9 protein-coding genes are annotated in these 12,531 nt (G+C 40.6%); 7 read left to right on the forward strand and 2 right to left on the reverse strand.

Features of this window, described 5'->3' with window-relative positions; translation table 11 throughout:
- The first annotated feature begins 22 nt into the window (after nt 1–22).
- Genes FKG96_RS11195 through FKG96_RS11220 form a run of 6 tightly spaced genes read left to right on the forward strand, consistent with a single transcriptional unit; the run spans nt 23 to nt 9,468 of the window.
- Complete coding sequence (locus FKG96_RS11195; protein WP_130857660.1) at nt 23–766, forward strand: hypothetical protein; 744 nt, start codon at nt 23–25, stop codon at nt 764–766.
- 34 nt (nt 767–800) lie between these two features.
- Complete coding sequence (locus FKG96_RS11200) at nt 801–2,426, forward strand: DUF5008 domain-containing protein (RefSeq protein ID WP_242627356.1); 1,626 nt, start codon at nt 801–803, stop codon at nt 2,424–2,426.
- A gap of 34 nt (nt 2,427–2,460) precedes the next feature.
- Nucleotides 2,461–4,176: an alkaline phosphatase family protein gene (locus tag FKG96_RS11205; RefSeq protein WP_130857658.1), complete on the forward strand. Its 1,716-nt coding sequence runs from the start codon at nt 2,461–2,463 to the stop codon at nt 4,174–4,176.
- A 41-nt stretch (nt 4,177–4,217) separates the two neighbouring features.
- Nucleotides 4,218–5,591 (forward strand): discoidin domain-containing protein, encoded by a 1,374-nt coding sequence (locus FKG96_RS11210; RefSeq protein WP_130857657.1) that lies wholly within the window; start codon nt 4,218–4,220, stop codon nt 5,589–5,591.
- A 57-nt stretch (nt 5,592–5,648) separates the two neighbouring features.
- On the forward strand, nt 5,649–6,686 hold the full coding sequence (locus FKG96_RS11215) for a PKD domain-containing protein (protein WP_130857656.1): 1,038 nt from the start codon (nt 5,649–5,651) through the stop codon (nt 6,684–6,686).
- Nucleotides 6,687–6,720: 34 nt separating this feature from the next.
- The gene (locus FKG96_RS11220; protein ID WP_130857655.1) at nt 6,721–9,468 is read left to right on the forward strand and encodes a carboxypeptidase-like regulatory domain-containing protein; all 2,748 of its coding nucleotides are present in this window, start codon (nt 6,721–6,723) and stop codon (nt 9,466–9,468) included.
- Between the two features lie 133 nt (nt 9,469–9,601).
- Here the strand turns inward: FKG96_RS11220 and FKG96_RS11225 are convergent, their stop codons facing one another.
- Together FKG96_RS11225 and FKG96_RS11230 are read right to left on the reverse strand one after the other, a co-directional pair.
- Nucleotides 9,602–10,261 carry a DedA family protein gene (locus tag FKG96_RS11225; protein ID WP_013666026.1) on the reverse strand — a complete coding sequence of 220 codons (660 nt, stop codon included), beginning with the start codon at nt 10,259–10,261 and terminating at the stop codon, nt 9,602–9,604.
- Nucleotides 10,262–11,005: 744 nt separating this feature from the next.
- Nucleotides 11,006–11,362, reverse strand: a complete 357-nt coding sequence (locus FKG96_RS11230) for a helix-turn-helix domain-containing protein (RefSeq protein ID WP_013666027.1) — start codon at nt 11,360–11,362, stop codon at nt 11,006–11,008.
- A gap of 121 nt (nt 11,363–11,483) precedes the next feature.
- Between FKG96_RS11230 and FKG96_RS11235 the strand changes: the two genes are divergently transcribed.
- The gene (locus tag FKG96_RS11235; protein ID WP_130857654.1) at nt 11,484–12,479 is read left to right on the forward strand and encodes an aldo/keto reductase; all 996 of its coding nucleotides are present in this window, start codon (nt 11,484–11,486) and stop codon (nt 12,477–12,479) included.
- Nucleotides 12,480–12,531: the final 52 nt, after the last annotated feature.

The raw sequence follows: 12,531 nt of genomic DNA on the forward strand, positions 1-12,531 counted from the left end.
TTGTAATAAAGCTGTCTTTAAAATGAAAAATTCTTGCATAAGATCAATCAAGCATATTGCTTACTTCTTGTTGACACTCTTAATTGTCACAGCCTGTAATAAAGATGATTATTATACAGATGGAGGTTTGGCTAATCCCCATTTTAATGGCACGATTATGCAGTACCTTGATTCTAAACCCATGGAATTTGATACCATCGCGCAGATTGTCCGTTTAGCGGGATTGGAAGAAACTTTTAATACAGAAGAGTTCACATTCTTTTGCCCTAGAGACCGCGATGTCAAGGAGCTGATTGGCGATTACCGCAACGGCGGAGCGAATACAGAGCTCTATACGTTAAATCGTGACACGATAAAAACCTTAAGCGATGTCGATTCTTTGATTTGGCGCAAATACATGCTCCGTTATATGTTCAAAGGAAAAAATCTGCTGGCAGACTATCCGCAAATTGATTTTAATGTCCTCAATATTTATCCGGGACAAAATTATTATGCCTATGATAATTCCGTATGTAATATAGGAGTTGTGTTTAACGACGCGGTGAGCAGCGATGGAAAGTCGGTGTTAAAATATATGGGCTACCGGCAATTACATATCTGCTATATTCCGAATTTGTCTTATCCGGATGTTTGGATAGTTGCTAAAGTAGCTTCGTCTGATATACAGCCAACAAATGGTGTAGTACATGCGCTGGACTATACTTCTTCGCTATTCGGTTTTAATTCATTTGAGGTAATAAACGATATCGTTGAAAGCAAGCGATAGATGAGAGTAGATTAAATTAAAAAATAACATGATCATGAGTTCAACTATCTACAAGTTTAAAGTTTGGTATACATTCTTTTTCTGCTTTTTCGCTCTCGCTTGCACAAAGGAGGCAGAACAGTTCAGTGAACCTTATCCCGATGGAAAAGCAGCTTTAGGAATTACTGTCGATCGTGCTAAAACGCCCTCACCAGCTTCCGGATTACCGGGCATAGAAGTGAATATTGAGGCTAAAGGTTTGCTTCCTCATAAGGATCAACTGGTTTTCCGATTTAATGGTGAGCAGGCCGAGATTAAAGAAGTGACGGATGCCGGAATTTCAGTAGTGGTGCCTGATTATGCCAGTACGGGTATTACCACCATTTCCGTGGGCGATGTGGTTGTCTTTGGGCCCGAATTTACCGTGGAAGGTAAAATTAAGATTGATCCGACCTTTGTTGCGACACAAGGGGCAAATGGTGCGGTTGGTGATATTTTATTTACAAATAATGAGAAAATGGTGATCGTAGGCGGTTTCACTAACTACAATAATAAAGGGATTATCCGTCCCATTAACCGCATTGCACAGGCCTTTTTAGACGGCACTTACGATGCAGGCTTAAAATCAGGTACCGGTGCCAACGGCTATATCAGTGCCATTACACAAGTTAACGATAAATATTTTATTGGTGGCAGTTTCTCCGGTTATGCACAGCGAACCAGTAACATCAGCAATTTAACGATGCTTAATAGTAATGGAAGCGTTGATACGATGGGCGTGCATACATGGAGAAGGCCTGATCAAAATGACACCATACAATACTTCCCCCGATTTAACGCAGGTTTTGACGAAGGTGGAGTTAATCGTATCTATAGTGAAAATGGCAAGCTGTTAGTGACCGGTAGTTTTCGTTATTATGTCAGTCGGCAATATGATAAACCGAATTTCTTAGAGACCCGAGATACCATTATCGTTGATAGCACAGAAGTGAGACAGTTTGCCCGATTGAATTTAGACGGCACATTGGACAAAACCTATCGTTTTGATACCGGTACTAACAAAAGTTTAACAGGTGGTAACGGATCCATAGATACCTACTATCATCAGGAAGGTCTATTGAAAGGTAAAATGTTAGTCTTTGGCAATTTTAACCAGTTTGATGGCGAACCTGCTAACTATATCCTTCGCTTAAATGCTGATGGTACCATTGATCGAACATTCAATGCAGGCGGTGCAGGTTTTGATTTTCAGACCTATTATGCCAGCTATAATAACATAACCCATAAATATGTGGTATGTGGCAATTTCAGAACCTATAACGGGCAGTCGAGGGTAGCCATGGCCATGCTAAACGATGATGGTACATTAGATGAAGCCTTTGTTCCAAGGGTATTCGAAAACGGTTTACCTCGCTTTGCTAAACAGCTTAGTGATGGGCTGATCGTAGTAAGCGGCACATTTGTTAAATACGATGGTAAAACGAGAAATAGTTTCATGGTGCTGAATCCCGATGGTAGTTTGGCTGCTGGTTATAATGCCGTCGGAACCTTTAGTGGCGACCTATACAATGTATTTGAAACGGAGTCGGCCGATAAAAAACGAGCCTTATTGTTAATTGGTAGTTTTTGGCAGTTTGATAGTAAAGATGCTGCTAACATAATTAGGGTGCTTATTGAATAATTAGTGCTAACACGAAGCCAAATTAGAAAACATTATGATGGAATTAAAAAAGATATTTTTAGCGACAAAAAAGGTGCTCCGGCCCTTATCTGTATGGAGCGTATTAGCTATTTTGTTAACTAGCTCTTGCCAGCAGGAATTTGAGAAGACAATTCCAGACAAGATGCATAATGACTCCGTTGATGTAACTTATGGTAAGCCAAAAGTTTTATACATCATAGCAGATGGTATAAGAGGACAATCAATACAGGCGATCGAGGTCCCTAATATCAATGGGTTATTAAACCACGCTATCTACTCTTGGGTTTCTTTGGCTGATGAACAAGCAACACAGCCGGGAACTAATTGGGCTAGTTTGTTTACAGGGGTGGCAAAAGAGAAACATGGGGTGATAGATAATGATTTCAGTACCAATAACTTTGATACTTATCCCTTAATTTATGAGCGAATAAAACAAGCCGATTCAACCACGAATATTCGCGTATTCACTACCTCAAGCGTGTTTAAAGATAACTTAACCACTGATACGGATGAAAGTCAGCTAGTTGCCGACGACGATGCGGTCAAATCTGCGGTAGTTACCGCTCTGCAAGCGGAAAATGTAGGGTTTATTACTGCGCACTTCAGCAATCCTGATAAAGTTGGTTCGGCCGTTGGATATGATGTGTCAAAACCAGCTTATCGAGAGGCTCTTGTAACTTTTGATGCTGCTGTAGGCGATATGCTAAACGCATTAAAAGAAAGGCCAACCTATCAAGAAGAAAGCTGGCTCATCGTTGTTACATCAAGTATCGGGGGCGAGTATCCTTTATCGGAGAATGATAATACCGTATTTAGCAACCCTGTGGCAAACACCTTTACCATATTCAGTGCGTCTCGTTATAACAGACGGTTTGTTAGCAAACCTTTTATCGGTAACCGATTTCAAGGTGATTTTGCCCGTTTTCAAGGGCAACGTCATGCCGTACTGGAAATGGGTGATAATACTGTTTATAATCTGGATACCGGCGCTTTTACCATTGAATTAAAAGTCAAGAAGAATAAAGCAATCAAGAACATTTACCCAAGTGTGCTCGGTAAGCGCCCCGAATGGTCATCGGGATGGGCCTCCAATGGTTGGGTTGTTTTTTTGGAGAACGATTATTGGATGTTCAATGCACGTGGAACCGGTAATGGCAACCAAGTGAAAGGAGGCACACTAGCTGATGCCAGTTGGAGCAGTGTGGCGGTAGTAGGAGTTGTGCGCGATGGAGAACGCTTTGTCCGTACTTACACCAATGGAGCTTTTAATACCGAAGCTAGCATACAGGGTTGGGGTAATTTAGATACGAATGCACCGCTAAAGATCGGTTACATTAACGGTAATGGCCATGGAGAACCAGACGTTTATGTGGCCGATGTGCGTATTTGGAAAGCGGCTTTGCCGGATGACGTGATTGCACGCTATGCCTGTGAAATAGGTGTCGACGAAAATCATCCTTATTATGATTATCTGGCCGGTTATTGGCCCGTAGCCAATGACACAGATGGTACCGTCCGTGATGAAGGGCCTTTTGGCAATCATTTAACAATGACATCAGACGATTTTAGTTATGATCGGTTAAATGAGTATCTGTGTGCGCCAACTACAGCCGACTTAGGTTCTCAGGTACCAAGAACTTTTGATGTACCGACACAAATCTATACATGGCTTAAAATATCACGGCAAGAGAATTGGCAGCTAGATGGTAGAACTTGGTTAGATCAATAGACTGAACCTTTTCAATAGAACGATTTTAACGATGGAAAGATATGAACAAAAGATACAAACTTACTAAACCACTTGTGTTTATTGCTTTGCTTTGCACGATGTCAATTTCCTGTAAAAAGGAGGGACTGGATAGTTTTGCATTAAACCGCAATGTTGCTACGACAGTATCTGCGGGTGAAATCGCAGGTGAAATCGTGAAAAATAGTGATGAAGTGACTATCCCGATAAAAGTTACTTTATCATCCCCGGCGACAAAAGCTTTTCAGGTTGGTCTGCAGTTAAATGCAGATACAGTGATCCAATTAGTAGAGAGCGGTAACTTGACCGATGTCTACGTATTACCTTCAAATGCGATTACCTTACCGAACGCGGTAGATATCGCTTATGGAGCTAAGGAAGCTACTTTTGAGGTGAAAATCGGCCTTTCCGGCCTCGAGCGCTTTTTTGGCCATAAAGTAGCATTAGCTTACGACTTGGTTAATCCCGGTAAAGGAAATACGATTGGTTCAGATAAATCAGGAATAATTGTTTTTAATACCAACGATATTCTAAAGGAAGAGGATATCCATTACGTGTCTATTACAAACGGAGGTGGCACGGTGTTGGAGGTGCGCAATCGAAGGAATTATAATGTTACCTCTGCCGGGATAAATATTCCACTGGGAATTAGTTTAGCAGGGACACCTGGGAATTTCTTTACGGTAACAACCGGTGTCAATACAGATAGTATAGCAAGCTTAGTTGGCCAGGGTATTTTACCGGAAAATACCATTGCCCTTCGTCCGGATCAATATACACTTAATGAGACCTATCAGGTGGGTAGTAACCTCAGCCGCGCTGCTATGGATTTAATTGTTCCATGGTCTACCATTGAAGAAAATGCCGATCGTACTTTGGCATTAGTTGTTAAGTTAGTGGCAACATCTAGGCATCTCTTAGATCCAACGAAAAGTCATGTTGTTGTGCTTGTCCATCCGCAATATGTAAGAGAAGTAGATGTAACTGCTACGGGTACCTTAAGTGTAGACCACGATAATTCAAATGCCAATGAGAACGCGGCAAAACTGATTGACAACAACATTAATACGAAATTTTTACAGCCAGGTTTTGTGGGTAGCAGTTGGTTTCAGCTAGCTTTTTCGGAACCACAGCTTATCGGTGCATATACAATTACCTCAGCAAACGATGCTGCGGATCGAGACTTAAAAGATTGGAATCTGCAAGGCTCGGACGATGGGTCGATCTGGATCACTTTAGATACGAGAGCAGGGGAGACCTTTGCGAATCGTTTCTTAACCAAGCGTTACGATTTCGAAACAGCAAAAGCGTATAAATATTATCGATTGAATGTTACCAATAACAATGGCAGCGGCGTTATTCAGTTGGCTGAATGGCGGCTTATTCGAGTTCCATAGCGGACGCGTGTTCATGTTATCGACTAATATAAAAAAACAAAGGAATAGCTATTGATTATGGAAATACAATTCAGGAATTTGCTGGGGACAATTTTCCTCGCTGTAACACTGTGTGCGGGTTGTAAAAAGGATGAGAAAGAGATTGCACCTGAACCAGAGGGACCTAAGCCTACCGCAAGCTTTACAGCTTCGCAGGTAGCAGATGATGATCCGTTTACTTTTGATTTTGAAAATGAGTCAACGAATTTTTCAGTCGTTCGTTGGGAGTTCGGAGACGACAGTAGCTCTGTCGAAACCTCACCGGTACACACTTTTTTAAAAACGGGAACATTTACCGTTTTAATGCGTGTAGAGAATGAAGAAAAATACTGGGCTCAACGGGAGAAAATTATCCAAATAAACCCAAACCGATTGATGGAAATGGACACCCGTCCTACGGGAACCGGAACCTTGGATTTGGCAGTTAATACTGGAGTAAATTTAAGCGAAGTCAGCTGGTATAACGGAGCAACGGCTACAGGTACTCCTATTTCCACTGAACGCGAAGTCAGCATCCCTGTGGAGACAGGAAGGTTTGATTATTATACACTACAAGGAAAAACACCTAAAGGATCGGTTTTGCAAATTACGCGGTTGTTAACTGATTTGGGCATTGTTAGAGACGTAACGGCAGATGGCGTGCTTTCTGTTTCAAGAGATAATAATGGCGGGCCCGATGGGGGAGAGGGATCGAAGAAATTGGTGGACAATGATATCACGACTAAATTTTTGCAGTCGGATTTCTCGGGTGATCTGTGGTTTCAGCTGGAATTCTATAATCCTGTTGTGCTAGGTGGTTATACCTTTACATCAGGCAATGATGCAGATGGTCGCGATCCGCTTAATTGGCGTTTAGAAGGATCAAAAGACGGTAGCAATTGGACCGTTTTAGATAGACGTGAAAACGAAGATTTCCCCGGAAGGAGAGAAACAAGGACCTTTACTTTTGCTAATTCAACCGCTTATAATTTTTATCGTATATATGTGACGGCGGTGAATTCAGGTTCCCTCTTCCAACTATCCGAATGGCGGGTATTATCGTTGCCGCAAACTTAAAAGTTAATGCTTCAGATTCCTAAACAATCTTGATATGATTAAAAATTTCGTTTCTCGCGTTTTGCTGTATTTATTGCTTTTTAGCCAGAGCGCTATTATTGCAAACGCGCAGGATAGCGTGGAACAAATTTTAAAACCACTTGAGGCTTGGGCCAAAGAATATCCGTCAGAAAAAGTACACTTACATATAGACAAGCCTTATTATATGGCCGGTGACACGATTTGGTTTAAGACCTATACTGTCGTGGGAGCATATCATCAACTCTCTTCGTTAAGTGGAGCCGTTTATGTCGATCTTATTTCTTCAACTGATTCGGTAGTTTCTTCACTTAAGTTACCACTCATTGCCGGTATGGCTAAGGGCAATATTAGTTTGCCTGTAGAATTAAAAGCAGGAAACTATCGTTTAAGAGCATATACGCAGTGGATGCGGAATGCTGACAGCGATTACTTTTATGACCGCATCTTATACATCGGTGCCATAAGCCCTTATGGAATTCAAACCCAAGCAACGTTGCAATTTGATGAAACGGAAGACAAAAAACTTAGTGGGATGCATATCCGGTTTTTTGATGGAGAAGGGAGGCCCCTGGTCGAAAAATCAATCGAATACTTCATACGCACGGAGAGCGAGTTATTGAACCAGCGAAAGGGTAAAACGGATGAAGAGGGACGATTAATGGTGCCATTGAGTGAAAGAAGTTTACGTGATTCAGTTACGGCTTTTATTGTAAGCGAAATTCGGCTAGATAAAGAGAAAGTAGCGACAAGCATTTTTCCGATAAATTTACAATATGATCGGGCCGATGTCCAGTTTTTTCCTGAAAGTGGTGATCTAGTGGCGGGTGTTCCCAATCGGATCGCTTTTAAGGCAATAGGTGTGAATGGCCTGGGTGTCGAGATAAAAGGTGAAGTGTTGGATGAAAATCAGCAAATTTTAACAACATTTAATAGCGTGCATGCGGGTATGGGGCAGTTTATGTTTACTCCCGAAAGTGGAAAGCAATACAAGGCTCAAGTTGTATTTCAGGATGGTAGCACAAAGCAGCTTTCGCTTCCCAAGGTAAAGACTTCCGGATATGTGCTGTCGGTGTATTCACAGGCTGCAACGGATACAGTGCTTTTACGTATTATGTGCAGTAACGATCGATTGAAACAACCGATAAGTATTGTTGCACAAGCAGATGGAGAAGTGTTTTATGCAACTGATTTAAGCCCTAATCGTCCACTAAACAATTTATATGTGCCGTTGACACAAGGTGTTTCAGGAATTGTCCAATTCACTTTGTTTAGTCAAGGGCAAGCTTTGAATGAACGGATTGCTTTCATAGAGCGTAGCGATAATTTAAATATATCCCTCGCGAATTTAAAGGATAGTTATAAGCCAAGAAGCGAGCAAAACTTTAACTTGAGCGTGCTCGACAATGAAGGACTGCCAGTTTCAGGAAATTTTTCCTTAGCTGTTACCGATGAAAGTCAAGTTCCTGTTAAAGAAGAGCAAGAAACCACCATTCTCTCTCAATTATTATTACAAAGTAATTTAAGAGGATATATCGAACAACCAAATTACTATTTTACCAATATAACTGATGAAAAGCGTGATCATTTGGACCTGTTGCTGATGACGCAGGGGTACCGCCGTTTTATTTGGTCGGATTTGCTGGCCGACAAGTTGAAAAAACCGATTTATCCTCCCGAGAAAATGGTATCCTCCATTAGCGGGAAATTGCTTACGCTCCAAGGTAAACCGGTTGTTAATGGTAAAATAACGTTGCTTTCCGTGGCTGCAAATATTACACTCGAAACTATTACAGACACAGAAGGTGTGTTTGTGTTTGACAGTCTATTTTTAGCCGATAATATAAAATTTACCATACAAGGGCGTTCCGAGAAAGGGAGTGATAAAGTCGAACTCGTTTTGGAAGGGATTCCAAGTTTAGGCGTAACCTATAATAAGAATACAGCTGATCTATCACTAAATATTAATCAACAACTTGATACATACTTTTCGAGTACAAAAAAACATGATGATGCATTAGCCAAGGTGGGACTTGAAAGTAGGCTCATTAAATTAAATGAGGTCATTGTAAACGCCAAAACGGCTAAATCATTGCCGCGATCTTATAATCTTAACGGTCCGGGTAGAGCTGATCAGATAATATCAGCGAGCGAGCTAGGGACTTGTCCAACGCTAAGGGCCTGTTTGGAAGGACGCCTACGAGGCGTTGTGTTTAGAACAGAACAAACTAGCATAGGGCCTGTCACTTTTCCTACCTCTACGCGGGGTGGAAAAATGCAGGTTATTATTGATGGGCGCATACTTGATCTTCATAGCGACGGAGATTTACAGGACTTGGTAGGTATTTTTGAACAAAATTTAATAGATCCTACTCAAATTTTAAGCTTGGAAGTACTGCGATCACCCTCGCTCACTAATATATATGGAGGCGGGGCTGCTACCGGAGTCATCTTAATCAATACTAAGGGATGGTCACCAACGGAACGTACCGATTATAGTACGAAGCTCTATGCGCCGAAAGGTTTTACATCAACGCGTGAGTTCTATTCCCCTAAATACGGTGTGTCAGAAAGAGCGGATATCTTGGCTGATCAACGTAGTACCGTGTATTGGAGTCCGGTAGTATCGGTTAATAAAGAAGGTAAAGCAAGTGTAAGCTACTTTAACACCGGTAACGAGGGTAAATATCGAATAGTAATAGAGGGAATTGGTGCTAATGGGCAACTGGCGAGAGGGGTTTTTCACTATCAAATAGCGAAATAATATAAAAAAACTTGACAAAGTGTATTTTGTACACTATCTTTGTCTCATCATAATTTAGGTTTATAATTGGTTAGCTAAGGTCTCCAATCTCCCCGGTTGGAGACCTTTATTTTTTAGTCAACACTGCATTAATTTACGAAGCATTCTTTTCTAAACCTTTACTTCTTAAACCTTTTAACATTTTGATTAAAACCGGAGCGGTAGCGATAAGGACAATTAAGAAAATGATTTTCTCCAAATTGTTTTTTATCCATTCATTTTCGCCCAACAGGTAACCTGCTGTTACTAAAACACCCACCCAGATAAAACTACCGGCAATGTTGAAAATTGAAAATTTTCGTAGGTCCATCTTCACTATACCGGCCACAATTGGAGCAAAAGTCCTCACAATAGGCATAAATCGAGCTAAAATGATGGCGCCGCCGCCTTTCTTCTCATAGAATTCTTGCGCCTGTACGATATACTTCTTTTTAAATAAAAAGCTGTCCTTTCGTTTAAGAAGTACACTTCCCGAGCGTTTGCCTGTCCAATAGCCTAAGAAATTACCTAAAATGCCTGCGATGGATATTAATAAAATCCAATATAAAAGACTCCATATGGAATCTACATCCGGAAGTGTATTGTTTGCTAAAATCATCCCGGTTATAAAAAGGAGCGGATCGCCGGGAAGAAAAAATCCGAGTAAAATCCCTGTTTCTGCAAATACAATAAATAATAAAAGATATAAGCCTCCGTTCTCCATGATCCACTCAGGATTTGTGAGGTTTTGGAAAAAATCAAAAATTTCTGTCATGAACGTAACTTCTAAAAATCAGTTTTCAAATAAGCACCATGGGTCAAGAGAAGTAGTTTTACGTTTTCTCTGAGCGTTAAAAGTTTCGCTTGTTAAAATAATTTATATAGAGAGAGAAAATCGTAATAGAATGGTTTATACCATATTGATGTATAAAAAATCGAAAGCGGATGTATAGGAGTTAGTATAGATTCCTGAAAAGAACTTAAACAATTCAGTATGGTATTTCTATATTCTTTGTGGGCTTGTTTTTTTGTCTGCCGGGAGGGTGTTATTACATCATCAAGGGCATAGTCCTGTATAACGAATCCGCTAAACTGATTTACGCTTTGAACAGGTGTTTTATTATAAAAGAAAAAAGAGCTTAATAAGAAACTGGATACGCAAATAAGGATTAAATAAAGTTCCCTTTTGCAAACAATTTTTTCTCTCTGGAGCAACATTCCTTTCTAACGCAAATTTTATACGCTGCGAATATAACAATACTTTATGAGATTATGTTTGTATGCGTGAATAGAACTGTCTAATAATCGTCGTACTTGCACACGGTGCCAGGCAGTAGCTGGTTAATAGTTAATGTAAGGTTAATGACGGTTCACACTCGTTTTGTAAAGAATCATCTGATGGCAAGTCGTTACTCACAATTTACTAAGTACTTGCAATTTTATCTAGAATGCTTTTTTTTGTAAAGCAATCAAACAAAAAACGGATTTAGAATGTAGTCAAAATGTTACGGATTCCGGGTTATTCCGGAAAGTCGATTTCGCCTTCGGCAAACTTACATAACTGATCAAGCATGTCGCTTAGTTTTGTACCGGATTCTGTTAGTGAATACTCAACACGTTGCGGAACTTCGTGTATGTTATTACGACGGCGAATCAATTTGTAATGTTCAAGATGTTTTAATCGATCTGCTAAAATATTATCGCTTATGTGCTTTAAATCTTCTTTTATGCTCGAAAACCGAGTGTTTCCTTCTTCGATGCTGAACAGAACATCAGTCAGCCATCGTTTACTTAATAAATGTAAAAGTTCATTCAAGGCGCATTTTTCCTCTAGATAGGTCTGGTTGTAATAATTTGTTGAGCTCAGTTTTCTCATAAAATTATTTTTGAAAGCTAATATAGGGTTTTTGGTAGAAGTGGCTATGATAGTAGCTGTAACAAAACCGCTAAGAGTATTTATTTTCTTTATAACACACATATAAAATAGTAGACAAAAAATGAAGTACAGAAAACTTGGAGAGACAGATTTAAACCCTTCAGTTATAACTTTCGGTGCTTGGGCCGCCGGGGGATGGATGTGGGGAGGAACGGAAAGAAAAGATGCAATAGATGCCATCAAGGCTTCCTACGAGTTAGGTGTAAACACGATTGATACGGCACCGATTTACGGGCAGGGAACAAGCGAAGAAATCGTAGGCGAAGCCATTCAGGGATTACCGCGCGATAAGGTCTTAATTCTTACGAAATTTGGCATGCGATGGGATTCGATACAGGGCGACTTTGCCTTCAAAAGCAAGGACAATAGTGGGAAAGATATCGATATTTATAAATATGCAGGTAAAGAGAGCATTGTGAAAGAATGTGAAGACAGCTTGCGTCGGTTACGAACCGATTACATTGATCTTTACCAAATTCATTGGCCTGATAAAACCACAGCCATCGAGGAAACGATGGAGGCTGTTGCCCAATTGATAAAAGACGGGAAGGTTCGGCATGCCGGTGTTTGTAATTACAATGTTCCGCAAATGGAAGAAGCCGAACGTACATTGAAACTTGCTTCTAATCAAGTTCCGTATAGCATGGTGAAGCGGGATATTGAGCAAGGGATTATTCCGTACTGCCAGCAGCATCATAAGTCCATTATTGCTTATAGTCCACTAGAACGTGGCTTGTTAACCGGTAAGATGAAGCCAGGTCATATTTTTGGTGAAGGGGATCATCGTGCAGGACTTCATTATTTTCAAGAGGAGAATTTAAAAAGAACAAATGCGTTTCTAGAAAGTATCAAACCCTTGGCAGATGATAAACACATTTCTTTAGGGCAGCTTGTTCTCCTTTGGACATTAGAACAGCCAGGCATTACCATTACCCTGGTCGGGGCTAGAGATACGCAGCAAGCGGTTCAAAATGCAAAGGCTGTCGATAGCACGATTTCAACCGATGAACTTGCATTTATTACGGAGAAATTGAGTCAGTTACAGCTAGCCGTCTAATGATGTTAATAACGTCTGTAGTAAAGATCCCTACAGACGTTTACTTAATTAG

The sequence above is a fragment of the Olivibacter sp. LS-1 genome (assembly GCF_008245145.1).
Classification (GTDB): domain Bacteria; phylum Bacteroidota; class Bacteroidia; order Sphingobacteriales; family Sphingobacteriaceae; genus Olivibacter; species Olivibacter oleidegradans.